Origin of the sequence: Paenibacillus sp. FSL W8-0187, assembly GCF_037969755.1 — a bacterium.
Lineage (GTDB): Bacteria > Bacillota > Bacilli > Paenibacillales > Paenibacillaceae > Paenibacillus_AQ.
The window spans coordinates 7,030,647-7,056,986 of the sequence record NZ_CP150206.1 but is presented as its reverse complement, the minus strand read 5'-3'; the positions used below and the strand labels follow the sequence as shown (position 1 = coordinate 7,056,986).

Below are 26,340 nucleotides of genomic sequence, written 5' to 3'. Positions count from 1 at the left end.
GGAGAGGCAGGGGATAACAGTGAAGCAGGATGGTGTAATTGTACTCGCGCCCGATTCAATTAAGGAGAGCATGACCGCCAAAGAAGTCTGTGAGGCGATGGAATGCGGCATCAAGAAGGGGAATCCAAAGGTAACCTGTATCCATGTGCCCATGATGGACGGCGGTGACGGAATCGAGGTGCTGTACGATCAAGGGACGGACGCTATTTTTGGCATCGTGCCAGGGACTGTTACGCTAGCCGGAGGCACTGGCCATCGGACAGCAGAACGTGGAGAGAATGTCGGAGAATATCGTCCGTCTCATGATTTCCTTATACAAGTAATCATTCATAAAGGAAATAGACGAGGGAGGCGTTGACCTATTCGCTAATGAAAAAGGCGTGCTGAGGTGGTTCGGTGAACCTCAAACCTCTCAGCCACGCCGGTTATACTTCATATCCCTTCCCCAGCTGATGCGCGAGGACTTCGGGATTATCCCTTTCGATCTTCTTGCTTTATTTAATGCCAAGCCGCATGCGGTAGCTGAGCATCACGGGAAGTGTCCGCCCTTGGAAGTGCTCCTCGACCAGCGCATGGAACTGTGCGATTTTATCGTTCAATTCAGTCTGTTTCAGCTTGAACACGGTCTGAATACCGCCTTGACTGACGGCAAGGCCGGTATATCGTTCGGCGGTGAACGGCTCCATATGATGGAATACGATCTCTTTGGAGAACCGGAACACCCCGCTCTCCCGGATATGCTTCAGATGCTCGTTCTTATTCCCTTTATAGGCCTTCTCCTGTGCCTCCACATGGCGGTCAATGATGTCCTCTGCCCATTCGATCAGCTCATGGTAGGATTGCTCGACCTTCCAGGTCAGGCTCGGCGGCCAATCGCAATCATATACTGCGAATATCCCTTCCTCACGCAGTACGCGGGAAACCTCCTTCAACGTACTGGCCGGGTCCATCCAGTGAAAGGATTGGGAACAGGTGATGATGTCCGCGGACTGATCCGGAAGCGCCAATTGGTTCGAATAGCCGGAGACGAACTTGATGTCGGCAAGCTGCACATCGTGGCTGGCGTCAGCCTCTTGCTGCAGCGATTGCAGTTTGGCCATGGCCTTGCTCCGCATATCGTCATTCGGCTCGACACCGATGACTTGGTCCGCTGCGTCTCTCCATGCAAACGAGGACAGGCCCGTCCCGCATCCCAAGTCGACAACAAGAGAGGGCTTGCGCTCCAAATATCCTGTCAGCAAGGCGACAACCTCCTGGGGTGCTTCGGGGCGATGCTGATCATAGGTATCCTCAAAGCCGGTGAAACGGTCCACGTTGCTGGCACGGTTGCCCTCGGGAACGAAATCCTTACTCCACACGTCGGTCATATTCTTGGTCATCATTAGTCATCTCCTTATCCGGATACATGAATCGGGCATTGCAATTGGCGCTTTCCTGGCTTCCGAGAGTACGGATGAAGGCTCCCATTGCCGTTTTCTGCCGCTTTACTGCCATCATATCATAGGAAAGGAACTTATTAACAGATAGGCTTGACCCGGGGAGTGCCGATGAGGGTACAATAGAGAGATCGAATGAGGAAGAGGGATGCGTATGAAGACACCAATATCACCGAAGGGGATCTTCTTCGATGTGGATGATACATTGTATGACCATCTGGCGCCTTTTCGCGATGCCGTTCAGGAGGTTGCCCGGCCTGATGGTGCGTTTCCTTATGAAGCCGCCTATCACCGGATGCGCTATTACAGCGATAAGCTGTCCGTAGAGCTCGGAGGGGCTGGCACGGCAGCTTATGGGGAAGCGGTTGAGGATATGCGCAGGCGTCGTTTTCAATACGCGTTGGCCGAATTCGGCATACAGCTGACCCTCGAGGAGGCTGAGGCGGTACAGCAGACCTACCTGGACCGACAGTATACCATCACGATGTTTGAAGGCGCCTGGGAGCTTCTTAAGAAATTGGCGGATGCCGGGCATATCGTTGGCTTGATTACCAATGGTCCGGCGGAACACCAGATGAATAAAATCGCAGCTATGCAGCTGGGTGACCTCATACCGGAGGAGCGTCTGTTCGTATCCGGAGCCGTGGGCTGGGACAAACCCGATCCGCGGATCTTCCACCATGTGAATCGGCTGACCGGAACGGTGCCGGAGGGCTCCTATTACATCGGGGATTCGTGGCGCAATGATGTGGTTGGCGCCCTGGCTGCGGGCTGGCATGTGATTTGGTTCAATCACCGGAGGGTTGGGCCGGAATCGGAGCATCAACCGCAGCATACCGTGACGAGTTATGGCGAGCTGGAGCGGCTGCTTGATGAGGTTATCGGATAAAAAATGTTGTGGCGAGCGTAAAGTGCTGCCGTGGCAGGATCGAGTAAAAGATTTATCGTGGCCAGACCCTTTAAATGGAGGGCTTGGCTTTTTTTGTTGCCCAATAGTCAACCAATTGGTTGACTTTATGGGATTCATCTATTATAGTTAACCATATGGTTGAACAAAATAACGAAGAACAACTGGATCACATCTTCCACGCACTGGCTGACCCGACCCGAAGAGAGATGGTGCGTATGATCGCGGCGCAGGAGCGGACCGTATCCGAGCTGGCCGAGCCGTTTGACATGTCGCTTGCGGCAGCCTCCAAGCATATTAAGGTGCTGGAGCGCTCCGGCCTGCTGGATCGATCCATTCAGGGACGGACACATACCTGTCGTCTCAATCCGGGCGTCATGTCCAGGGCGATGGAATGGCTGCAATTCTACGAACGATTCTGGACCCGGCAATTTGATGCATTGGAACGTGAGCTGAACAAAGCGAAGAAGGAGGAGCATTAACAGGAATACGGCTGAACATCCTGGACAACGATGAGAACTAGGGGAAACAGACGGAATACACTTTTAATAAGAGAAGGATGATTTACATTGGAGAAAGCCTCTACAACTACACTGGTCATGAAACGCTTGTTTGAGGTAGCGCCGGAACGAGTGTTTGATGCTTGGTTAAACCCCGACATGATGCGCAAATGGTTGTTTACGATGGAAACGACGAACAAGATCGCCCGTAATGATCCTCGCGTGGGCGGAACCTGGGAGATTGTTGACGTTCGGGAAGGCAAGGAGTACCGGGCCATTGGGGAGTATCTTGTAATCGACCGGCCTCACAAGCTGGTGCTTACCTTCAGGATGCCCCAGTTCAGCGAAACCGTGGACCAAATAACGGTTGAGTTCAAAGCCGTGGACGCAGGATGTGACATGACATTCACGCAAGAGATTGTTGTTCCTCACGAGGAAGATTGGACCGCAGAGGATATCGAGAAGGCGCTCACGGAGTATCATACCCAAACCGAACATGGATGGGGTTATATGTTTGAGGGCTTGAAGCAGCTGCTCGAGACAGGAAATATTAACTACCCATCCTAATCAGATGAACAAGGAGGGTGTATTGTCCATGAAGAGTGTTACCCCGTTTTTAATGTTCCAAGGTAATGCCGAAGAAGCCATGAACCATTACGTTTCCATTATTGAGGATTCCGAAATAACCAGTATTGCCCGTTATGGCCCCAATCAGCCGGGAACCGAGGGAAGCGTTATGCATGCCGCCTTTTCGTTGAAGGGGCAAACGTTCATGTGCATCGACAGCAATGTGAAGCATGATTTTACGTTCACGCCTTCCTTCTCCATCTATCTGACTTGCGAGTCGGAAGCGGAGATCGAGAAGGTGTACGGGGCATTAATTGATGGCGGAGGTGCGATGATGCCGCTGGACAACTATGGATTTAGCCAAAAATTCGGCTGGATCGCGGACAAGTTCGGCGTATCATGGCAGCTTAATCTGCCGAATGAAGCGTAACGTTACGTTACGCAATCGATTCATTAGAGACGGGCCCTAGAGGGGTCCGTCTCTTTTTGCTGCTGATAATTGCATCGCCAGCTCGTTGCTCTGCGATCAAGGCCCCGCCGATCCCCATTGCCAACCGAATGGCAGAGTGTAGGGTGTCTCGAAGCTGGCCCCATCTTCGCTTCTTACTCCGTATACTGCTTTCGGAATTGCAGAGGCGATAGGCCGAAACGTGCGGAGAAGCGGCGGGAGAAATAAGGCGGGTATTGAAACCCCACATGCTCCGCAATCCGCGCCATCGACCACTGGGTGGTTAACAGCAGCCGCTTCGCCTGGTCCAGGCGGTATTGCAGCAGGTATTCCGTTGGCGTCACGCCGTGCGATTCTTTCATGCAGCGCGTCAAGTAATTGTAGTGGAAATGCAGGTCGGACGATAAACGTGCGTTGCTGATGGGCTCACGGTAATGCATTTTGATATAGGACTCTACCTGCTCCGCTATTTTGCGTACCCGTGATTGCTCCTGATCCGATCTTGACGGGTCCAGCAGCTCCAGCAGCTGGATAAACAGCGTTTGTTCCCGCCAAAATGCCGTGGACCTCGGTTCCGTTGCCAGCAGGTGCAGGGAATCGAACAGTTGATAGGCTTGCTCCGGATAAGGGATAGGGCCATGCCTCGGCAGCTTTATGTTGTGTGAGATCGAATCATCATCGGCTGCACTTGATGCCGCGGACTGAAAATGCAGCCAATAAAAGGAGGTTTCCTCTTGGCACCCCTGCACGGCGTAATGGTACGCATCCGGCAATAATACAACGGAGTCCCCTGGGCCAAGCGCCCACTGCATATCCTCCTCGCCCAGGAACAAGCAGCCACGTTGAACCAGGATGAGATCGAAAACGCCAAGGTTTCTCCGGTTGGGATGCGACTCGCCCGGCATATAATGTGTTTTTCCTGATTCAAGAAAGTAGGGGAGCGGCGGCGAAGGAAAGGAAAGAACACTCCGTTCCGTCATGGTAACACCTCCAGGGAAGTGTGAAATCGTATAAGAAATTAGGTCGATTATGTTATCGTTTTCATCCTATCATAGAACGTAGAATGGGAAGTGTCGAGGCTTTATCTTATGAATTCCAAAGGAGTGTATATCCAAGATGATTACTCTTACTTCGCGTTCAGCCGCCGTCCCCCTTAAGCAAGTGAAACTGACGGATCCTTTCTGGTCCCGTTACATAGAACTGGTAAGGGAAGTGGTGATCCCATACCAATATGAAGCTCTCCATGATCGAATTCCGGGTGTGGAACCGAGTTATGGCGTGTCCAATTTTCAAATTGCTGCCGGCAGGGAGGAGGGTGAATACGGCGGCATGGTGTTTCAGGACAGCGATGTCGCCAAATGGCTTGAGGCTGCGGCTTATTCGCTTGCCATTCATCCGGATCCGAAGCTGGAGGAGCAGGTGGATGAGCTGATCGATCTTGTAGCCGCTGCCCAGCAGCCGGATGGCTATCTGAATATGTACTTTACGGTGAAGGAGCCGGAGAAGCGCTGGACCAATCTGACGGATTGCCATGAGCTGTATTGCGCCGGCCATATGATTGAAGCCGGGGTTGCGCATTACCGGGCGACGGGCAAGCGAAAGCTGCTGGATGTGGTGTGCCGATTGGCGGATTATATCGATACCGTCTTTGGACCCGAGGATGGCAAAATCCATGGGTTCGATGGCCATCAGGAGATTGAGCTGGCACTGGTCAAATTGTACGAGGTGACTCAGGAACCGAGATATTTGAGTCTGAGTCAATATTTTATAGATGAGCGCGGGACAGAACCCCACTTCTTCCTTCAGGAGTGGGAACAGCGAGGGAAGAAGTCCTTCTACCCCTCAGTACTGCACCCGCCGCATTTGGCTTATCATCAGAGCCACCTGCCGGTCAGGGAACAGAAGGAGGCGGTTGGGCATTCGGTCCGTGCTGTTTATATGTATACGGCGATGGCGGATTTAGCCGCCAGAACGAAAGACCCTGCTCTGCTTGAGGCTTGCGTTAATCTGTGGCATAACATAGTCCGCAAACAGATGTACATTACCGGGGGGATCGGCTCCACTCATCACGGCGAGGCGTTTACGACGGATTACGATCTGCCGAACGATACCGTATATTCCGAGACCTGCGCATCCATCGGGTTGATCTTTTTTGCCCAGCGCATGCTGCAGCTGTCACCAAAATCGGAGTATGCGGACGTAATGGAGCGTGCGCTGTTCAACACGGTCATTGGCAGCATGGCTCAGGACGGACGGCATTTCTTCTATGTGAATCCGCTTGAGGTATGGCCTACAGCCTGCCGTCATAATCCGGGCAAGTTCCATGTGAAGCCGGTTCGGCCGGGATGGTTCGCCTGCGCTTGCTGCCCGCCAAACGTGGCGAGATTGCTGTCGTCGCTGGGTGAATACGTGTATACGATGAATGACGACACGCTGTATACCCATCTGTACATCGGCGGCGAAGCGGAGGTCCGGTTTGGGGACGTGCCGGTGAAGGTAACCCAGACCAGCGCGCTGCCGTGGGACGGGAATGTTATGCTTACGATTCAGCCTGAGCAGGCAGTCGAGTGGACCGTCGCTCTCCGCATTCCGGATTGGTCGCAGGGCAAAGCCGTTATGCGGGTGAACGGGCAAAAGGTGATCGTGGAGGATATTACCGAAGACGGCTATGCCTACGTGAAGAGAGAGTGGGCGCCGGGGGACACGGTGGAACTGGCATTCTCCATGGAGATTCATCAAGTAAGAGCTAATCCCAATATACGGGAGAATGCCGGCAGGGCCTCGATTCAGCGGGGACCGCTAGTATACTGCCTGGAGAGCGTCGATCATGGAGCGCCGGTATCCTCGCTGTCGCTCGCAGGCGATCCGAAGCTTCATTCCCGATTCGACCCGGATTTTCTCGGCGGTGCCGTTATCATTGAAGGGGATGGATGGCTTGAAGAGTCTGATGATTGGGGCGATGAACTGTATCGTTCCTCTCCGAAAAAGAGGCTTCCTGCGGCATTAAAGGCCATTCCGTACTATTTATGGGGCAACCGCGGCGAGAATGAAATGGCCGTCTGGGTGCGCGAACTGCCGCACACCGTATAAAGATCGTAAAGACGGATCTCCCGAATAGGGAGCTGACAGAACACCAGCATACAGAGGATGCAATGGCAAAGTATTGACGATGCCGGTCGCATAACATGAAGGGCTTGCCCAAGGTCGATGGACCTCGGGCAAGCCCTTTTTTATCCGAATCGGCTGCCTGCTTTTATAACAGCTTCTTGATATCCTCTTCTATTTTCTCCGGAGTATCGGTTGGCGCAAAGCGCTTGACAACTCTGCCGCTGCGGTCCACAAGGAACTTGGTGAAGTTCCATTTAATCGCTTTAATGCCCAACGCGCCGGGAGCTTCGCTCGTCAAATGCCGGTAGAGCGGATGAGCGTTCGTGCCATTCACATCAATTTTGGAGAACAACGGGAAGGTGACGCCATGATTGAGCTTGCAGGCCTCCTCGATCGCGGAGTCCTCCTCCAGCTCTTGATTCATGAACTGACTGCTGGGGAAACCGAGAACGGCCAATCCTTGGTCGCGGTAAGTTTGGTGCAGCTTCTCCAGACCGTCGAATTGAGGGGCAAAGCCGCATTTGGTCGCTGTATTGACAATGAGCATGACGTCGCCTTCATAAGATTTGAGCGTTTGGGACTCGCCGCGTATCGTTTTTACTTCATATTCATAGATGGACATCGCCGTAGAACCTCCTCCAATGAGATGTATATACAATCAGAGTATATTCTTTCGCCATGGATTGCAATTTGCTAGAAACGGCAGCGGCAATTATATGCTATATGCATGACAAAAGCTGGAATGCAATACATGATGCGGAAATATAGAGAGTAAAATTTTGTGTTTTCATCTGGACTAATTTAGGAGATATATGGTAGTAGTAGAATAAGTATTTAAGCAGATGAAACAAGAGGGTACTGCTGAAACTATGTGTGGGAGGACTTTATGAGATTAAAAACACAAATGCTCAAAACGACGGTAACCAGCCTGCTCGCTTTTATGTTCATCGTCCTCATTGTCCTGGTTCCGAGGGATTTGAATCTGTCGCTGGACAGCAATTTGTGGGTGACGAATTATTCCTTTGATCTGGGTGAGTATGTTACGTATATTCGCGATTATTTTGCAAATGCCATTCAGAACGGGACGCTGGGGGAATCGCAGTATACCGGCCAGTCTTCGGAAGCCGCCGCTTTTGGAGCCGTCGGTAAAAGCCTGCTCGTTATTGTATCCGCTTTAATCATTGGATTCGTGTTCGGCATTCTGAAGGGAGTCCTTGACTACAAATTGTCCAAGACCAAATTCAATGTGCTGGGACACTGGACCACATGGCTGTTCCAATCCATTCCGGATTTTTTTCTGATGCTGATCGCCCAGTGGGTGCTCATTAAGTATGTTCCGGCTATCCGCTATTTTGCGGTTGATGGCTGGGAGGCTTTCGTGCTGCCTTCGCTGCTCGTGTCGATTTACCCGATTTTCTTCATTGCTCGAATCACTTCGGCTTCTCTGCTTGCACAGGAGGGAAAGTTATACATACTGCTGGCTAAAGCCAAGGGGCTTAGTGACCGGAAGGTCGTATACAAACATATGCTGCGCAACGGCATCGCGACCATCCTGACCCATCTTCCGGGCCTGCTCGTCTTCATATTGTCCAACCTGCTCGTCGTGGAATATTACCGCAACTATCCGGGAGCGGCATGGAGACTGTTTCAGGCGCTGGACTTCAACACGTTCAGCGGCACCGGGTCCAATTATGAGCCGGGGGTCATTATTTATATCACGTTTTCTTTCATGGTGCTGTTCATGATCGTTCAATGGATCAGTCAATCAGCACGCAAATACTTTGATCCACGATAAGAAATGAGGTGAGTCGACTTGAAGAATGTCCCTTTATGGATTGGCGGCACGCTGCTGGCCTTCTTTGTTTTTGTTATGCTGGCGGGGCCGTATATGCCCTTTATCGATAAAGAGTTGAAACAGGAAACCTCCAGATGGGTGATGAAGGACGGGAAGCAGAAGCTGACGCTTCCGCCCTTTAAACCTTCTTCGAAGAACTGGCTGGGATCGGATAAGAAGGGGGTCGATAACCTGAGCAAGCTCGTAGTGACCGCCAAGGATACGATCCTGCTTGTGCTGGGGATTACGGCTGTTCGATATGCGATAGGTGTGCCCCTGGGATTGATCGCTCGTAAGAAAAAAGGTTTCACCCACCGGTTCATTACCTTCTGGAACCAGCTGTGCTCCTATTTGCCGCCGGTCTTCGCCTCGGCCTTGCTGCTTGCGCTTCCGTTCTTTCTCTTCTCCCAGCAGCGGATGGGCTGGGCCATTCTAATTCTGGCCAGCGTTGAAGCCGGACGTGTTGCGATAACGATACAGCAGCAGGCCCACAAAATGGCAAGCGAGCCTTACATGGAGGCCGGAACCGCGTTAGGACTTCGCACGAGGACATTGACCAAGAATTATTATATTCCGGTCATGTTCCCCGAGGTGATCGTCAACTTCTGTTTGGATATGGGAAAGGTCATGCTGCTGCTTGGCCAACTTGCGATCGTGAACATCTTTCTTGGTCATGAGTGGAAGGAAGTTAATTATTATGTCATGGAATTTGTGGAGACCGGGTATAACTGGGCGACGATTCTGTCCAAGAATCGAGCGGATATATGGTTAGGAAAGTTCCAATTCGTTGTCTATCCCGCATTTGCGATGATGCTGCTAATCATCACGTTCAACCTGTTAGGCGAGGGCCTGCGCCGTCGTTATCAGGTTAAAGGCTGATCGGTACGTAGCCGTTAACGCGAAAAACCGGAAGGATGAGGACTTGCGCCAGATGTTTTCCTACACATTAGGAGTGCTGGCGAAACCCATCGTTCCGGTCTTTTTTTGTTCAAATGCTGCTGCTTACCCTTTTACGGGAATATCCGGATGAGCCCAGACAGATACACTGCCGCCATTCACCGGAAAAAGAGCGAAACCATCCTTGCCGATCGTTATGCGATCCTTCCGGGTGCGGGTCAGATCCACCCATACCTCTCCGGCTCGATGCTCGCCGACAAACATCCGCTTATCCCCGGCTTCGCCATTGGCAATGACCACAGCGCAGCCGGAGAACTCGATTTCCTGGATGCCGCGGCGAACCCAGCCTATCGTATTCGGATGGTCAAAATAATCATCCTGCTCGCCATACGCCCGATTCGCTCTGGCATAGAGCAGCGGGTCAATCGCTTCCCTTTTGCCGGGAATGGGCTTCTCGCCGCCGATTCCGTAATAATCGCCATAGAAGACGGAAGGATAACCGTCCTTTCGCAGCAGGATCAACGCATAAGCGCTCTGCTTGAACCAATCCTCCACCCAGGATTCCAGTGATTCCTGCGGCTGTGAGTCGTGGTTGTCCACAAACGTGACAGCATTCATCGGGTGCGATTGAACAAGCGTATCGTCAAAGATCGTCCGCAGGTCAAAGGAACGGCCGGCTTTGGAAGCTGCTTGGAGTTTATAGTGAAGAGACACGTCAAACAGATCGATCCTGTAATCCACCGTATCCAGAAAGTTTCGGCAGTCTTGAAGCTCGGGATTCCAGAACTCGCCCACGATGTAAAAATCATCTCCACGCTTTTTCTTCATGGCGGTGGCAAATTCTTTAATGAAGTCATGGTTAATATGCTTGATCGCATCCAGCCGGAAACCACTGCATTGCAGCGTATCCACCAGCCACTTGCCCCATGCCACCATTTCCTGGCGTACATCCGGATGACCGTAATCAATGTTGGCAAACATCAGGTAGTCGTAATTGCCGAATTCATTGTCAACGTTATCGCTCCATGACTTATTCTCGCCGACGATCCGGTAAATGCCTGAACGCTTGCTGATATCGTCGTAATCGGTACCGTTAAAATGCGTGAAATTCCATTGAAACGAGGAGTATTGATCCCCTCGGCCAGGGAAGGTGAATTTGGTCCAGCCTTCAATCTCGAATGGCTTGGATATATCCTTGGTCCGATCCATCTCGTCGACCTGCACAACCCGAAACCGCTCGGTTTCATCTGCGCCCGCCTTATGGTTCATGACCAGATCCACATAGACGGCAATCCCGTTCTTGTGGCAGGCCGCAATGGCATCGATCAATTCCTGTTTGGTTCCATACTTCGTGCGAACCGTTCCCTTCTGGTCGAACTCTCCCAGATCATACAGGTCGTATACGCCATAACCATTGTCCTCAGCGGACGATGCCTTCGTCACCGGAGGAATCCATACCGCATCGATCCCTGCCTTGCTCAGCTCCGGGGCTGCGTTCTTGAGTCGGTTCCAGTGCGAGCCATCGGCAGCAACATGCCATTCGAAGAATTGCATAATCGTATGATTTCGTTGCATACATCCATCTCCTCTATCATGATAGCTCTGCATGAATACTGCATACTAAGCTCAAATACCCAAGAAAGCAGGGGAGCTAAACCTTCCACCTGGAATAGGCGGATCGCCTACATTTAGTTTTACCCTAAAATGGAAAGAAAAAGACGGGGGTTCCTTGGGAGACTTGGAGAATCTGCGTCGCGGGTTTTTGATTTGGGGGAGGATCGTAAGCTCTACACATTGGGAGACTTGTTCATAGGGAGTCTTTGGCATGAGGGTGTTCATCAAGGAGTGATTGATAGCCTTAGAAGATCCATCTAATGTGTGAAGAGGCAAATCAAAGCGGATACCTTCATGCCGCCTGGATAAGCTCCGGTAATAAGGAAGCAAGGGGAGGAAGATCCCGAAACCGGCGGCAACACACGCCCCCCAGGCTGATCATGTACGAAAAAAACACCATCCCCTGCGCAAAAGTTCAACGCTAGGGATGGTGTTCGTTCCTTACACACTGGCTGCCTTCCGCTTACTTATGCCATGGCATAAGTAAGCAGGATCAGCAGCACGGTGGTGATGGACATGGCCAGCAGCGGCCGCCAGGCACCGCGTATATCCTTCAAGTGGACATTCAGGCCAAGTCCCACCATGGCCATGGCAAGAATGAAGGAGGCTGCCTGAGAGATCCAATCCTTGATTGGCAGGGGAATGATCGGTTGTCCGGTAAATTCCCAGCTTCCCAGTACACTCGCTGCCATGAAGCCCAGCAGGAACCAGGGAAACTCCATCCGTGTTTGACTCTGTAAACGCCCGGTGCGCTTCATCCAGACCATGAGTGCGATACTGAGTGGTACAAGCAAAAATACGCGTCCCAGCTTGGCAAGCAGACTAATCGCAAGGGCGTCCTCACCTGCCGGAGCAGCTGCCAGTGCCACATGGGCGATTTCATGAAGACTTACGCCAGACCACACGCCGTATTGAGTGTCTGTTAAAGGAAGCAGCGGCTGGACAAGGGTATATCCGATGGCAACGATGGTTCCAAGAAAGGCGATAAGCCCTGCTCCAAGCGCGGTGTCCTTCTCCTTCGCCTTGAGAATCGGGGATACGGCAGCAATAGCCGCCGCACCGCATACCCCGGTTCCAATGCCGAGCAGGAGGGACAGGGACATATCGGCCCTCAGCCATTTGGCAATCAGCAGGGTAAGCGCAATGGCAAATACAACGCTGATGACATCCCTCATCATTAAACCAAGGCCTTGCTGGAACACGATGCCGATATTCAGCTTTAAGCCATATAGTATGATCGCTACACGCAGCAGCCGCTTGGCCGTGAATTGGATTCCAATGCGAAGTCTCTCCGGGTAACCGCGCAACTGCCGGTATATCGCGGCGATGAGAATCGCCCATGCGAGCTGGCCAAGGTAGCCAAGGCCTGGCACGCTTGCTAATGCGTAACCGATGAGGGCGATGACAAAGGTAAAGGCAATGCCGCCTGCGGCTGCGGGCAGCGTATGCTGTGTCCATCGAACCAGGCGATGGACGTGTTCTTGTGATTTGGAATAAGCTGGCTCTGTCATAAGATGTAACCTCCGATTCGTTCGGTTGGTCTGAACCCATCGTATCTCATTCCACTGGATAAGAAAAATAAATCATTATGATGATCATCATAAGTGATAAGTTATGGTAATATAACTCATAACCATTTGTGGATATTGCAAACGAAGGAGGCCCAAAGGTGGATCCAACATTGGAGGTATTCGTTACGGTGGTAGAGAAGGGGAATTTTACCCGTGCGGCCGAGGAACTGCTGATGACACAGCCCGCGGTAAGCCAATATATCCAATCGCTCGAGCGGTCAGTTGGCACCAAGCTGCTGGAGCGAACCAATAAATATGTCCGGCTGACGAAAGCCGGAGAGATCGTGTATCACCATGCGAGGGACATTCTGGGTCTGTACACCCGCATGAACACGCTTGTGGACGATTTGATGCATCGGGCAAGCGGCAATTTGTCCATTGGCTCCAGTTACACCTTTGGGGAATATATGCTGCCGCATTTGATCGCTTATATGAGGGAACATTATCCCTTGATCCGCCCATCGATTATGATCGGGAACACCACGGAGGTGGGGGAGATGATACTGCGCCATGAGGCGGATATCGGCATCGTGGAGGGGGATTATCAGGATGATAAGCTGCATATCGAGGCCTTTGCCGAGGATGAGATGGTGGTGATGGTTCCCCGGGGCGGGCGGTATGACCATCTGCAAGAGATATCGCTCTCCGAACTTGCAGATGAGACCTGGATTGTCAGAGAAGCTGGATCAGGCACCCGCGCGGCAACGGAGCGGATGTTCTCACGGTATCATATTCACCCTCAGCATATCGTGGAGTTTGGAAGCACCCAGCTGATCAAGGAATCCGTGGAGGCAGGCCTTGGCGTCACGCTGCTGTCGCGATGGGCGGTGCGCAAGGAGGTTCAGCTCGGAACGCTGCATATGCTGCTACCGAACGGCAAGCCGGTGGCCCGGCAGTTCTCATGGATTACACAGAAGACACCTTATCATACCAAGGCGGTTGAGGTATTTCTCGAGCTTCTGCATCATAAACGCGGTTTCCCCAAGGGAGTCTAAAGGAAGAGAACGATCTCGGTGCAAGAACATCCCGGTCTTAGGGAATGTTTTTTTGTTCGGGCATGATTACAAACGCCGTAAATGGTTAAAAATAGATACTAAAATCCTTAGAATAACAAACCATGTAACGAATGATGTGAAAATCGGACGCAAGGGGGTGTTAAGCGATGAGAACATTTAATACAATTGCTTTGCTGTTATTGATTATTGGGGGCATTAACTGGCTTTTGGTCGGCCTGTTTCAATACGACCTGGTAGCTGCATTATTTGGAGGACAGAGCTCCGCAGGGTCCCGTATTATCTATACGATTGTCGGTCTGTGTGCATTGTACTCGATCCGCTTCTTTGGTGATGTTACGAATGACGACCGAAAGACAGTTAGATGAGTTACATTTAATGACATATAAATGACATAAATAAAGAGAGATATCGATTCTCTCCTAGATGAAAAAAGCCGTTCCGTGTTCAGGAATGGCTTTTTTTGTGTGCAAATTCCAAGATGGTCAGTGAATTGTAAACCTCATGTAAGGTGCAAGATCAACATATGCAGTATGAAATTTCCAGTGTTTATGAGGCTTTGTATGCTCTATAGTTAAAGATAAAAACGACATATTTACGGAGTTCGGAAGGAACTCCTAGAATAAAGCCAAGCCATTGCAGCGCAATAATCGGAAGTTAACAACATGGCAGAAAACATTACATTTTATCTGTCGTTAGCCTCTTTTTTTGCGTAAGCAGTGAAAAAGGACTCATTCACGATAAGGAAAGAGTCCGGAACGAATAGCGAAATAAAGACACACTGAAGGGGAGTGAGGCTGTTAGGCTCAGGCAAGTTTCTGCTTCCTTTAGGAGTGGAATGCTTTGTACATTGCATCCAGCAGGCTGTGTGTCGCATCACAGCTGTATTCCCAGAACATAATACCAGCCAAGCCTTGATCTTGTATATATTTGCATTTATGAGTCAGGGATTCGGCATCATCGTAAGTGATGAAGCTGCTGCCGTCGAATAAATAGGGAGCTTTGGCTTCATCGTCCCAGTACCGCTTATATGAAGAATTGTTAAAATACTCGGCTGCGAGCTGGGTATAGGTCGGACCGTAACCGCCAGAAGATGGAGCTACCTGGAGGTAACCGTTGTTGACATCCGGCACATCCTTCCACTTCCTGGAGTAGAATGCGGCGCCGATCACGATTTTTTCGCGCGGCACACCGGCTAGGGTGAACAGGCGGACGGAAGCATCGACACTGATTCGGAACAGATCGCCGGTGGAGGTGTACAGGTTGGTGTGATGGCCCGTCATCGTCTGGAATCCGCCGCGCATGTCGTACGTCATCAGCTGAATGAAGTCGAGATAGGGGTGGATGTTATGGATCTCGGTGCCATCGATATAATATTGATCGGCTCCGGCCGCGATCGTGAGCAGATAGTGCTTCTTGCCCCGCCCGTACTGATCCAGTGTTTCCCGGAGCTCCTTCAGGAGCAGTGTGAAGTTCTCCTTGTCACTTGGCGATGCCACCGTTCCGGCTATCGAGTAGCATGGATACTCCCAGTCCAGGTCAATGCCGTCGAATGGAAACTCTTGCAGCAGCTTGATCGCCGATTCGCACACGCTTTGTCTTCCTTCGGGCGTGGCTGCAGCTTCCGAGAATCCGTCGGAGCCCCAGCCGCCAACGGACAACAGTATGGTTAATTCGGGATTGACGGCTTTCAAGCGTTGGATCTCGTGAATGGTGTTCGTATCGGTATACGTAATCTTGTCTTCTTGGATATGGGCGAAAGCGATATTCAAGTGAGTGAGCCGCTTGGCATCTTCGGTCGTGATCGTGGATAAGACCTTGCGCCCTGCGTAGCCGGCTAAAATCCAGGAGGATGGCAACATGCGTAATACCTCATTTCTTTTAGAATATGTCAGTTTTGCTTTTGCGGTTTATTTTTCCAACTTACGGTCAGATATGACATCTGTCAAGGATCATTCCATTGACCTGGATGACAATTTACCAGAAGGGAAGGGTCAAAAACCACATGTTTTCCTACCCGAAAACGACAATGACAAGAGTGGAAAGGACGTAAAAAGCCCGTCATACCAAGGCATGAAGCCGTTTTCATTAGACCATTGAAAATGACATATTTACGGATAGTGCCGCGGTCCATACACTTGGTGTGTAAGCGTTAACATTTCTGAAGCGGGCGAAAAGCCGCACGCTAAGGAGTGGTCAGGAAGGCTCTTTCTTTTACATTAAACAGGGGTGCTTTTCCGAAAAAAATGGCTGGATTTTCATTAGAAAAGGAGGGGGCAACCTATGCAGCAAGATGGTCAATCCGCCCTGTCGCAAAGCTTATCGGTTAACACGATGCCGAATCGTAAGAAAAATACATTGTGGAGGAGGATGATTCGAAACTGGGAGTTGTATTTGTTTATAGCTCCGGCATTTCTGTATTTTGTCATTTTCCATTACGGCCCGATGTACGGGATCCAAATCGCCTTCAAAAACTTCATCCCGACGTTGGGAATAACGGGAAGCCCGTGGGTCGGATTCGACCACTTCGAACGCTTCTTTAACTCTTATTACTTCTGGGACTTGCTCTGGAATACCTTGAGCATCAGCTTGTATGAGCTGGCTATCGGGTTTCCGCTGCCCATCATTCTGGCACTGGCCTTCAATGAAGTGAAGGATTCGTTCTTTAAACGTACCGTACAGACCGTCACGTATGCACCGCATTTTATTTCGGTCGTTGTCATGTCCGGTATGATCATCACCTTCTTGTCGCCTTCGTCCGGCATGATTGTTAACTTTGTCGAAATGCTTGGCTTTCAGGCGCCTCAATTCCTGACGGACCCTGCATGGTTCAAGACGGTGTATGTGCTGTCCGGCGTCTGGCAGAGTGCAGGCTGGGGTACCATTATATATCTCGCAGCCTTATCGGGTGTCGATCCTCAGCTGCATGAAGCAGCTGTGGTGGACGGAGCAAGCCGGTTCAAACGGATTCTGCACATCAACATTCCGGCGATTGTACCTACGATCACCATCCTGTTGATTTTGAACATGGGCAGCATTTTGGGCGTCGGATTCGAGAAAATCCTGCTGCTGCAGAACCCGCTGAATATGAGCTCTTCCGATGTCATCTCGACTTTTGTTTATCGTTCCGGTCTGGTTGACGCACAGTACAGCTTCTCTACCGCCGTCGGATTGTTCAATTCGGTCATTAATGCGATTCTGCTGATTGCGGTGAACCAAATCGCTCGTCGCACCAGCGAAAACAGCCTGTGGTAGAAGGGGGAATAACATATGTCATCCACGGTAAGGGAAAGCAAAGGGGATAAATTATTCCTGCTATGCAACTACATCTATCTGACGATTGCGCTTGTCATCGTACTGTACCCGCTGCTGTACATTGTCAGCGCCTCCATCAGTGATCCGAAGTACGTAAGCTCAGGTGAAATGTGGTTGATTCCGAAAGGGATAACTTTTGATGGATATGCCCGAGTGTTTGAGAACGCCAACATTTGGATTGGCTACAAGAACACAATTATTTATACAGTGATCGGTACGATCGTGAATCTGATTGTCACGCTGCCTGCAGCCTATGCGCTCAGCCGTTCTGATTTTGTGGGCAGAGGATTTTTTATGGCGGTGTTCCTGGTTACGATGTTTTTCGGCGGGGGACTGATTCCGAGTTACCTGCTCGTTAAAGATCTTGGCATGGTCAACAGCATGTGGGCTCTTATTCTGCCTGGAGCTGCGTCCATCTGGAACATTATCGTGTCCCGGACGTTCTTCCAATCGACCATACCGAAGGAGCTTCAGGAAGCGGCCCATATCGACGGCTGTACGAACTTCCGGTTATTCATCAAAATCGTACTGCCGCTCTCGATGCCGATTATTGCTGTCATGGCACTCTTCTACGGAGTCGGTCACTGGAACAGCTATTTCAGTGCCATGATTTATCTGAATGATGCCGCGAAGTACCCGCTGCAGCTCTTCCTTCGTCAAATCCTGGTCCTTCAGGAGATGGCGGCACAGGGCGGCGGGGCGATTGACGCCTCATCCGCAGCAGCGATGAATTCCAAAGCGGAAATTGCTGCACTGGTCAAATATGCGGTCATTATCGTTGCGACACTTCCGGTTATTGCGGTTTACCCGTTCCTTCAACGTTACTTTGTGCAGGGTGTTATGATTGGTTCCGTTAAGGGCTGATCTTATACCATAAATCCACACCAAAAAAAGGGGAGTTGTTGTCATGAAAAAGCTTCGCAAGGCATCATCTATTTTACTCTGCCTCACCCTCTCAGCAACAATGCTTGCAGCCTGTGGTTCACCCAAAGGAGACGGCGCTGCTACGGCACCGTCCGGGACGACCAGTACGGAAGGGGTAAAAAAGGAAGGTTTCCCGATTGTGGATGAGCCGATCACGCTGACGGTCATGTCACAGGATGCCGGTGTAGCCGATTGGAATACGATGCCCGTACTACAAGAGATGGAGAAATTGTCAGGCATCAAGCTGGAATATCAGCTTTCTCCGATTGACAGCTTTGAAACAAAAAAGAATCTGGTGTTCGCCAGCGGTGATTTGCCCGATATGTTTTACGCGGCCGACCTGAAGCCGGCTGAGCAGGTGACCTATGGTACCCAAGGAATCCTCATTCCGCTGGAGAAGTACATTGACGAGGGCTATGCACCGAACATCAAAAAGATATTTGATGAGAACCCGGATGTTCGCAAATCCTTTACGACACCGGACGGACATATCTATGCCTTGCCATTCGTCGACAAGGCCGCCGTATGGTACAGAGGCCCGATGTGGTATAACGGCAAGTTCTTAAAAGCGCTCAACGTGTCCGAACCTAAGACAACAGAGGAACTATATACATTCTTGAAACGCGTTAAAGAAGAAGATCCTAACGGAAATGGAAAGAAAGACGAGATTCCGCTGACTTCGGTCAAGCTGGATGACCTGCGTATGTACTTCTTCGGCTTCTGGGGCATGTACAACGAAGGGATTTATTCCGACAAGGACGGAAAAGTGCACTATCCTTACCAGGAAGAAGGCTACAAAGGCTATCTGACGTTCATGAACCGTCTGTGGAAGGAAGAACTGCTGGATCATGAAACCTTCTCGCAAACAGGCGATCAGAAAAAAGCCAAGGGAGAAAACAATCAGCTGGCTCTGTTTAACGACTACCATGCGTACTTCACGCTCGGTGGCGAACCTAGCAGCGAGCATCCGCTCATGACGCCGGTGAAGAGTGAAATCGTCGATTCTCCTGTATACGGCATGCACCCTGGTATGTCGGCAAGAGGCACATTCGCCATTTCGAGCAGCAACCCGGCTCCGGAAGCTACCATGCGCTGGATCGATTATATGTACAGCTATGAAGGCGCTACACTGTTTAACCAAGGGCCTGAAGGCACGTTGTGGAAATTCAAGGATGAGGCAAACCGCGTGAAAGAATGGCTCCCGGTGCCAGGCGGTGGAGATCGTGAGGAGTATCGCGGCAAAATCACGCCGAACTACGGTATTTTGACACCAGGCGTCAATGATCCGGATGTTGCAAAAGGTCTTCGTACCGAATTCGATGAGTGGATCGATCAGCAGAATCAAGAGAAGCTGGTGCCAATCGGCAAATCGCCATTCCCTAACGTCTATTTGACGAATGAAGAGCAGAGCGAGGCAACTTCGCTGTTGTCCGATTTGGAAACGTATGTGAAACAGATGGAAGCGAAATTCGTAACAGGCCAAGAGCCGCTTGAAAATTGGGATAAATACGTTGCACAAGTTAAGAAAATGGGCAGCGACCGTCTCGTGGAGCTTTATCAAGGGGCATACGATCGCTGGAACGCCGAGCAATAATCAGATGCATAGATGAAAAACAAAGAGCCAACGTATCCCGGTCGATCCATGACCGGGGGTTGGCTATTGTTTTTAAGGGGCAGGCAAGCCTGTTCCAAGCGGTCTTCAAACCTATCGTTATCAACAAATGACTATTGGAGGTACACCATGTCGGAGAACAAGCTGGTAGAGGAAGAGCAAGCAGTAGTGGAGCAGGGCGTGCACAATTTCAGCAGTGAGGACAAATGGGTCAAGCCGGAGGATCCGCTGCTCTTGGAGCGCCTGGAATGGTTCAAGGACCAGAAGCTGGGCCTGATGATGCATTGGGGACCGTATTCCCAGTTGGGTCTTGTTGAATCATGGGCACTGAGCGATAAAGACGCGGATTGGTCACGTGACGGCATTGACTGGGATATCGATGCGGAGGAGCTTAAGCGGCAGTATTTTGATCTGAACAAGACCTTCAACCCGCTTCGCTTTCAGCCTGATCTGTGGGCTGACCTGGCAGCCGATAACGGCTTCAAATATTTAAACTTTACAACCAAGCATCATGACGGGTTCTGCATGTGGGACACGCATACGACCGACTACCGTGTCACGGGTCCAGACTGTCCGTTCCATATGCATAAACACGCCGATATCACGAAGGAGCTGTTCGAGGCATTTCGTGCCAAAGGGCTCGGCATCTCCGCCTATTTCTCGAAGGCCGATTGGCATACGCCATACTACTGGGCGCCGGGAATGGAGGCTGGAAGCTTTACGTCACGCGGTCCTAGCTATGACCCGAAGAAATACCCGTGGCTGTGGGAACAGTTTGTCCAGTTTACCCATGAGCAGATCATGGAGCTGATGACCCGTTACGGCCGCATTGATGTACTGTGGCTGGATGCAGGCTGGGTGAACGATTATCGTGATCAGAATATCCGCCTGGGTGAAGTGGTAGAGAAAGCGCGTGAGATTCAGCCTTGGCTCCTCTCGGCGGACCGCACGGTCGGCGGGCCTTATGAGAATCTGATTACGCCGGAGCAGACCCTCCCTGAGCGTGCCCTGCATGTGCCTTGGGAAAGCTGTATCACGATGGGAACTTCCTTCTCTTTCCGCTACGAGGATCGTTATAAAACGGTACGTCAGCTCATTCACCTGCTGGTCGAGATCGTGGCCAAAGGAGGGAATCTGGCGCTCAATGTAGGCCCGCAGCCGGACGGAAGGCTGCCTGAGACAGCTATTTCACGAATGAAGGGCATGGGGGCATGGCTGAAAGTCTATGGAGAGGCGATCTATGGCACGCGTATCTGCGAGCCGTATTCCTCCGGGGCCGTCCAGTTTACCCAAAAAGACGATACGACCTATGCCATCTATCTGTATCGAAATGAACAAGATGCTGTTCCTGAAGAGCTGCACATTCCGATTCAGACGGCGTTCAGCCGCATTGATCTCGTCGGGGGTCAGGAGGCGCTCGATTATCGCCGCACGGACGATGGCGTTGCGGTCCGTCTTCCGGATCAGGAACGTCAGGGATCGGCACCGATTGCGCATGTATTGCGGTTTCGTTAAGAGACGGGTTGTATAAACGTATTTTTCACTTACAACGACTTCAAGAAGAGGTGTGGACAGATATGCAGAAATGGTTCGAAGAAGCCAAGCTGGGCATCTTCATTCACTATGGCATTTATGCCGTGGACGGAGTCTCGGAATCCTGGTCCTTCTACAATGGGAGGATCACTTACGACGAGTACATGAAGCAGCTGGACGGTTTTACGGCATCGAAATTCAATGCGGAGAAATGGGCGGATTTGATCGAGAAATCCGGTGCCCGGTATGCCGTGCTGACAACAAAGCATCATGATGGTGTTGCGCTGTGGGATACGCAGTACAGCGATCTCAACGTGGTCAAGCGGACTCCGGCCAATCGAGACATCGTGCGGGAGTATGCCGAAGCGATCAGGGAGAAGGGGATTCACCTGGGCATGTACTTCTCTCTGATTGATTGGTCGCATCCGGATTATCCGAGCGTGTTCGAAGGAGGCAAGGTGCCGGAGGATCTCAGCAGCATCAACCCGCACAGCAGTCCCGTGGACGGTGTTCAGGATCAGGAGAAATGGCAGAAATTTTTGGAGTTTAATAACAACCAACTGCGGGAGATCCTGACGAATTACGGGAAAGTGGATCTGCTGTGGTTCGATGGCGATTGGGAGCGAAGTGCCGAGCAGTGGAATCTGCCGGAGTTCAAGCATTACCTGCAATCCTTCAATCCGGATATCATCATCAACTCACGGCTGCAGGGCCACGGTGATTATAAAACGCCAGAGCAGGGCATTCCGATCACGAGACCGGAGGGACCGTGGGAATTCTGCACAACGATCAACAGCTCGTGGGGCTACGTGCCGACCGATCATAAATACAAATCCTTGAACCAGATCATTCGGATGTTCTGCGACTGCATCTCGATGGGCGGCAATATGCTGCTGGATATCGGTCCGCGCGAAGACGGCACCATCGATCAAAGGCAGGAGGACATCCTGCTTGGGCTGGGAGCATGGATCCGGACCCATGAAGAGGCTGTATTCGGAACGGGTGAAGGCATTATGACCCGCTATTATCTGGGGGGAAGCACGATTTCCGAGGACAGAAAGACGCTGTACCTGTTTGTCTATGACGCTCCGAAAGAGAATGTGTGCATTAAGGGGCTGTGCAACCCGATCAAGAAGATTACCGTGCTGCATTCGGGCAAGGAGCTTACCCACGAGATTCATGGGGGCGTGCCTTGGTTCAACATCCCGGGGACGACGTGGATCAAGATGACTCCTGAAGACGCGCATGAGCAGGTGACGGTTCTTAAGCTGGAGTTTGACGAGGAGCTGGAGATGTACGGCGGCTCGGGAGCTGTTGTCACGCATAACTAACCATCACGGGGAGGGACGCGCTAGATAAGTGCTTAGCCTCCCTCATGAAGCGGAGAGAATGACATGAACAGAAGTGGAGTGCCGGAGCCGAGGATTGAGTATGCTCCTAAGCATTATTTATGCAAGCGTGCGGGGCAGCCGCTCGTGCTGGATGGCCGCGTGGATAAGGCATTCTGGGATGCGGCGGAGTGGACCGACGATTTCGTTGATATCGAAGGGGATCTTCGTCCGAAGCCGGGGAAACGGACCCGGGTCAAAATGCTGTGGGACGACGATTATTTTTATTTTGCCGCCGAGCTGATCGAGGATCAGATATGGGCGACATTGACTGAACGCGATTCGGTTATTTTCTATGATAATGACTTTGAAATATTCATTGATCCGGACGGAGACAGCCATCAATATTATGAATTCGAAATTAATGCCTTGAACACGGTGTGGGACTTGCTGCTCGTGAAACCGTACCGGGATGGCGGACCTCCGGTCAACGGCTGGGATATCAGCGGTCTTAAGACGGCGGTATTTATCGATGGGGAGCTGAACCGTCCTGGCGCCGACAACCGGAAATGGAGCGTGGAGGTGGCGATTCCTTGGACCAGTCTCAAGGAATGTGCCGAAGGTGGCCGCCGCCCTGCGCCAGGTGAGTTCTGGCGCGTCAACTTCTCGCGCGTGGAATGGCAGACCGAGGTACAAGACGGCGAGTACCGTAAGGTGCTGAATCCGGAGACAGGCAAGCCTTATCCGGAGGACAATTGGGTATGGTCGCCTATGGGCATCATCAATATGCATTACCCGGAGCTGTGGGGTTACGTTGTGTTCGTGGGTGGCGAGGAGCAACAGCCGTTTACGCTTCCGGAAGACGAACGGATCAAATGGGAGCTGCGCAGACTCTATTACCGGCAGCGTAATTACTATGAAGCCCATGGTGAATTTACGCAGGACACGAAGCAGCTCATGGGCGAGGATGCATGGAGCATCCAGCCTGTGATTGAAACGACTCGCAGCCTGTTCCAGATTAGCGCGCCTTCATCGGACGGCACGGCTCTAATCTGCATTCGGGAAGACGGAAAGCTATGGAGGGAGTGAACGCTAGGATGACCAGCCAAACCACGGTGTTCTCGCTGGATTCGCAGACACGGGAGCGGATCGAGCAAAAGTTTCAGGAGAAGATCATCTTTGCGGAAGCGCGCAAAGATAAGCTATTTCATGTTTTGGAGCAGGAGCTGACCGATGAAGAGATTTGGGCCCTGAAATATTTGTTTGCTTACATGCCGGTGAACGACATGGCCGACTATGATGGAGAATTGTTCTTGAATCATGTGCGCCAAGCCCTGGACATCCGTAAGCGCGTGCCTTGGGGCGAGCGCGTGCCAGATCATCTGTTCCTGCATTTTGTGCTTCCTTACCGGGTTAATACGGAGAATATTGAGGATTACCGCGGTATTCTCTACAACGAATTGGCCGAACGGACGGCGAAGTTATCGATGGCGGATGCCATTCTGGAAACCAATTATTGGTGCCATGAGAAGGCGACCTACATCGGCAGCGATCTGCGAACCATTTCGCCGCTGACGATGGTCCGGAACGCACGCGGACGCTGTGGCGAGGAGTCCACGCTGGCGGTGGCCGCGCTTCGTAGCATCGGCATCCCCGCGCGTCAGGTCTATACGCCGCGCTGGGCTCATTGCGACAGCAACCATGCCTGGGTGGAAGCATGGGCGGACGGCCAGTGGTATTACCTCGGGGCATGCGAACCAGAAGCCCGCTTGAATCAAGGCTGGTTCAGTCCGCCGGCACGCAGGGCGATGCTGATCAATACGCGAATTTTTGCCGATTACCCCGGTCCGGAGGATATTACCCTATGCGAAAAGGGGTTTACGGAGATTAATTTGCTGGAGAACTATGCACCGGCTCGCACCCTTTACGTGAGCGTGAAGGATAAGCAGGGAGAGGCTGTATCCGGCGCAAGCATTCGATTTGAGCTGTATAATATGGCTGAATTTTATCCGATTGCCGAAATCAAGACCGATGAGCAAGGGAAGGCTTCCTTTAAGACCGGTTATGGCGACCTCTTGGTTCGTGCGGTCAGCGGCGGCAAGTGGAGTGAAGTCCTGTTCAAGGCCCAGGACGGCGGACATATCGAACTTGTGCTTGATTCATCCGAACAGCCGTCAGGGATCGTGGATTTCGATATGGTTCCTCCACCGGAAGGAGAAGGGGACGCCGCGACGGCGTTATCCGAGGAGAAGACCCAGGCTCATAACCACCGTCTGGAGGAAGGGACGAAGGTCCGGACCGAATATGAGGGTACATTCCTGAGCGAAGAAGAGGCAACTGCACTGGCCCAGTCATTAGGACTGCCTCCGGAGCGGGTGTGGGACGTCCTTCGAAAAGCCAGAGGCAACAGCAAGGAAATCGCAGCGTTCCTGGAGGAGCATTCCGGCGATTACGGCGAGTGGCCGCTGCGGCTGCTGGAATCGCTGAACGAAAAGGATTTGATTGATACCTTCCGGCAAACGCTGGATGATCATCTGATGGGTGCCCTCTCACAGCGTGGACAGTGGGATGAGGATACCTTCGTGAAGTACATCCTGTGTCCGCGGGTTTCTTATGAAATGCTGGTCCCGTATCGCCGTGTATTCGTTGATGCCTTTACGGCGGCGGAGACTGCGGCATTCAGGAAGGATCCTTCTACGCTTGCCGGGCATTTGGAGCAGGGCTATGCCTATGCTGAGGACCTTCCCAACCTGAAGGGTAAGGGAAATCCGGCAGGCACGTACAGTCTCATGAAGGGAGACGAGCAGTCGCTGGACATTCTGTTTGTGGCTGTATGCCGTAGTCTGGGGATTCCCGCCCGACTGCATCCGAGCGAGCAGAAGCCGCAGTACTTACGTGATGGAAGTTGGGAAGATGCAGCCTTCCGTCTGGACTCCCCCCGGAATCAGGAGAGCTCAAGCTGGGGGATGCTGCAGCTCCTCAGGGATCCGAAAGGCTCGCAGGATACGCCGGCCGCATCCTATGCCGAGAACTTTACCTTCGCCCGCCTGGAAGACGGCGTGTACAAAACGCTGGTGTATCCTTATGGCAGCACCGATGTTTACGACGAGCCGTATGAGGTTGAGCCGGGTTCGTACCGTCTGACATCGGGCATCCGGCTGAAGGACGGAACGGTAAGAGTGCGCTTCACGTACTTTACCATTCGTGCCGGAGACACCGCGCGCGTGGCGCTGACCTATCGTGAGACGGCGGTCGACATTCCGGTGCTGGGCAAACTGGCGCCGGGCAGTACGCTTACCCGATTAGACGGAACGAGAGCGGATCTTAAGGATCTTCTGGGAACCGAGGGCGCTATCGCTGCCTGGATCGAACCGGAGCGGGAGCCGACCAAGCATCTGCTCCGCGAGCTCAGCGAGCTGGCCGAGCCGCTGGATAAGCTGGACTTGCCGATTGTGCTGGTGATCGGGGATGCGGAATGGACGGCTTCCTTTGATCCGGCAAGCTATCCGAAGCTGCCGGCCCGCACCATTTTTGTACGGGATTCCAGTTATGCTTCCTTATCGGGTTTCATCCCGAATCCTGCAGCCCATGAAGCCGGTTATCCTCATCTGTTCGTCCTGGATCGTCAGGATCAAATCCGTTATGCGGCTTCTGGATACAAGATCGGCACCGGGAAGGAAGCCCTGCAGATTGCAACCGCGATATTACAACCCTAGAAGGGATCGGAGTGAAG

23 protein-coding genes and 1 pseudogene are annotated in these 26,340 nt (G+C 51.9%); 18 read left to right on the top strand and 6 right to left on the bottom strand.

What is annotated here, in order from left to right; all coding sequences use genetic code 11:
- Nucleotides 1-19: 19 nt before the first annotated feature.
- Nucleotides 20-172, top strand: a pseudogene (locus MKY48_RS31965) (glycerate kinase); the annotation flags it as partial.
- Between the two features lie 322 nt (nucleotides 173-494).
- On the opposite strand, the gene MKY48_RS31960 reads toward MKY48_RS31965, so the two are convergent.
- Nucleotides 495-1,379, bottom strand: coding sequence for a methyltransferase domain-containing protein (locus MKY48_RS31960; protein WP_339293567.1), 885 nt, complete (start codon nucleotides 1,377-1,379; stop codon nucleotides 495-497).
- A 205-nt stretch (nucleotides 1,380-1,584) separates the two neighbouring features.
- Between MKY48_RS31960 and MKY48_RS31955 the strand changes: the two genes are divergently transcribed.
- From MKY48_RS31955 to MKY48_RS31940, 4 genes are all read left to right on the top strand, one after another.
- Entirely contained in the window at nucleotides 1,585-2,325 is a 741-nt protein-coding gene (locus MKY48_RS31955; protein WP_339291933.1) for an HAD family hydrolase, read from the top strand.
- Between the two features lie 155 nt (nucleotides 2,326-2,480).
- Nucleotides 2,481-2,825, top strand: a complete 345-nt coding sequence (locus MKY48_RS31950) for a metalloregulator ArsR/SmtB family transcription factor (protein ID WP_098749621.1) — start codon at nucleotides 2,481-2,483, stop codon at nucleotides 2,823-2,825.
- Between the two features lie 87 nt (nucleotides 2,826-2,912).
- Nucleotides 2,913-3,410, top strand: coding sequence for an SRPBCC domain-containing protein (locus MKY48_RS31945; protein WP_076323840.1), 498 nt, complete (start codon nucleotides 2,913-2,915; stop codon nucleotides 3,408-3,410).
- 28 nt (nucleotides 3,411-3,438) lie between these two features.
- On the top strand, nucleotides 3,439-3,840 hold the full coding sequence (locus MKY48_RS31940) for a VOC family protein (protein WP_076323841.1): 402 nt from the start codon (nucleotides 3,439-3,441) through the stop codon (nucleotides 3,838-3,840).
- A gap of 173 nt (nucleotides 3,841-4,013) precedes the next feature.
- Here the strand turns inward: MKY48_RS31940 and MKY48_RS31935 are convergent, their stop codons facing one another.
- Nucleotides 4,014-4,838: an AraC family transcriptional regulator gene (locus tag MKY48_RS31935; protein WP_339291932.1), complete on the bottom strand. Its 825-nt coding sequence runs from the start codon at nucleotides 4,836-4,838 to the stop codon at nucleotides 4,014-4,016.
- A 136-nt stretch (nucleotides 4,839-4,974) separates the two neighbouring features.
- Here MKY48_RS31935 and MKY48_RS31930 point away from each other — a divergent pair, with 136 nt between their 5' ends.
- Complete coding sequence (locus MKY48_RS31930; RefSeq protein ID WP_339291931.1) at nucleotides 4,975-6,948, top strand: beta-L-arabinofuranosidase domain-containing protein; 1,974 nt, start codon at nucleotides 4,975-4,977, stop codon at nucleotides 6,946-6,948.
- A gap of 163 nt (nucleotides 6,949-7,111) precedes the next feature.
- Here MKY48_RS31930 and MKY48_RS31925 read toward each other — a convergent pair whose 3' ends face one another.
- On the bottom strand, nucleotides 7,112-7,588 hold the full coding sequence (locus tag MKY48_RS31925; RefSeq protein ID WP_339268689.1) for a glutathione peroxidase: 477 nt from the start codon (nucleotides 7,586-7,588) through the stop codon (nucleotides 7,112-7,114).
- 264 nt (nucleotides 7,589-7,852) lie between these two features.
- On the opposite strand from MKY48_RS31925, the gene MKY48_RS31920 reads away from it, so the two are divergent.
- Nucleotides 7,853-8,761, top strand: a complete 909-nt coding sequence (locus MKY48_RS31920) for an ABC transporter permease (protein ID WP_339268687.1) — start codon at nucleotides 7,853-7,855, stop codon at nucleotides 8,759-8,761.
- Nucleotides 8,762-8,779: 18 nt separating this feature from the next.
- Nucleotides 8,780-9,679, top strand: coding sequence for an ABC transporter permease subunit (locus MKY48_RS31915; RefSeq protein ID WP_339268685.1), 900 nt, complete (start codon nucleotides 8,780-8,782; stop codon nucleotides 9,677-9,679).
- Between the two features lie 123 nt (nucleotides 9,680-9,802).
- Here the strand turns inward: MKY48_RS31915 and MKY48_RS31910 are convergent, their stop codons facing one another.
- Both MKY48_RS31910 and MKY48_RS31905 read right to left on the bottom strand, forming a co-directional pair.
- Nucleotides 9,803-11,272 carry an alpha-amylase gene (locus MKY48_RS31910; protein WP_339268683.1) on the bottom strand — a complete coding sequence of 490 codons (1,470 nt, stop codon included), beginning with the start codon at nucleotides 11,270-11,272 and terminating at the stop codon, nucleotides 9,803-9,805.
- 506 nt (nucleotides 11,273-11,778) lie between these two features.
- Nucleotides 11,779-12,822: a putative sulfate exporter family transporter gene (locus MKY48_RS31905; RefSeq protein WP_339291930.1), complete on the bottom strand. Its 1,044-nt coding sequence runs from the start codon at nucleotides 12,820-12,822 to the stop codon at nucleotides 11,779-11,781.
- 158 nt (nucleotides 12,823-12,980) lie between these two features.
- On the opposite strand from MKY48_RS31905, the gene MKY48_RS31900 reads away from it, so the two are divergent.
- Together MKY48_RS31900 and MKY48_RS31895 are read left to right on the top strand one after the other, a co-directional pair.
- Nucleotides 12,981-13,877 (top strand): LysR family transcriptional regulator, encoded by an 897-nt coding sequence (locus MKY48_RS31900; RefSeq protein ID WP_339268679.1) that lies wholly within the window; start codon nucleotides 12,981-12,983, stop codon nucleotides 13,875-13,877.
- Nucleotides 13,878-14,044: 167 nt separating this feature from the next.
- Complete coding sequence (locus tag MKY48_RS31895; protein WP_339291929.1) at nucleotides 14,045-14,263, top strand: DUF378 domain-containing protein; 219 nt, start codon at nucleotides 14,045-14,047, stop codon at nucleotides 14,261-14,263.
- Nucleotides 14,264-14,722: 459 nt separating this feature from the next.
- Here MKY48_RS31895 and MKY48_RS31890 read toward each other — a convergent pair whose 3' ends face one another.
- On the bottom strand, nucleotides 14,723-15,757 hold the full coding sequence (locus tag MKY48_RS31890) for a glycoside hydrolase family 18 protein (RefSeq protein WP_339291928.1): 1,035 nt from the start codon (nucleotides 15,755-15,757) through the stop codon (nucleotides 14,723-14,725).
- On the opposite strand from MKY48_RS31890, the gene MKY48_RS31885 reads away from it, so the two are divergent.
- The 8 genes from MKY48_RS31885 (at nucleotide 15,756) to MKY48_RS31850 (ending at nucleotide 26,323) form a co-directional block, all read left to right on the top strand.
- On the top strand, nucleotides 15,756-15,995 hold the full coding sequence (locus MKY48_RS31885) for a hypothetical protein (protein ID WP_339291927.1): 240 nt from the start codon (nucleotides 15,756-15,758) through the stop codon (nucleotides 15,993-15,995). The genes MKY48_RS31890 and MKY48_RS31885 overlap by 2 nt on opposite strands.
- Nucleotides 15,996-16,178: 183 nt before the next feature.
- Complete coding sequence (locus tag MKY48_RS31880; protein ID WP_339291926.1) at nucleotides 16,179-17,150, top strand: ABC transporter permease subunit; 972 nt, start codon at nucleotides 16,179-16,181, stop codon at nucleotides 17,148-17,150.
- Nucleotides 17,151-17,165: 15 nt separating this feature from the next.
- The gene (locus MKY48_RS31875; protein ID WP_098749345.1) at nucleotides 17,166-18,074 is read left to right on the top strand and encodes a carbohydrate ABC transporter permease; all 909 of its coding nucleotides are present in this window, start codon (nucleotides 17,166-17,168) and stop codon (nucleotides 18,072-18,074) included.
- Nucleotides 18,075-18,117: 43 nt separating this feature from the next.
- Nucleotides 18,118-19,728 (top strand): extracellular solute-binding protein, encoded by a 1,611-nt coding sequence (locus tag MKY48_RS31870; RefSeq protein ID WP_339291925.1) that lies wholly within the window; start codon nucleotides 18,118-18,120, stop codon nucleotides 19,726-19,728.
- A 147-nt stretch (nucleotides 19,729-19,875) separates the two neighbouring features.
- A complete protein-coding gene (locus MKY48_RS31865; RefSeq protein ID WP_339291924.1) occupies nucleotides 19,876-21,261 on the top strand; it encodes an alpha-L-fucosidase in 1,386 nt (461 codons plus the stop codon).
- Between the two features lie 62 nt (nucleotides 21,262-21,323).
- Nucleotides 21,324-22,610, top strand: coding sequence for an alpha-L-fucosidase (locus MKY48_RS31860; protein WP_339291923.1), 1,287 nt, complete (start codon nucleotides 21,324-21,326; stop codon nucleotides 22,608-22,610).
- Between the two features lie 63 nt (nucleotides 22,611-22,673).
- A complete protein-coding gene (locus MKY48_RS31855; protein ID WP_339291922.1) occupies nucleotides 22,674-23,696 on the top strand; it encodes a carbohydrate-binding family 9-like protein in 1,023 nt (340 codons plus the stop codon).
- Nucleotides 23,697-23,704: 8 nt separating this feature from the next.
- Complete coding sequence (locus MKY48_RS31850; RefSeq protein ID WP_339291921.1) at nucleotides 23,705-26,323, top strand: transglutaminase domain-containing protein; 2,619 nt, start codon at nucleotides 23,705-23,707, stop codon at nucleotides 26,321-26,323.
- Nucleotides 26,324-26,340 lie beyond the last annotated feature (17 nt).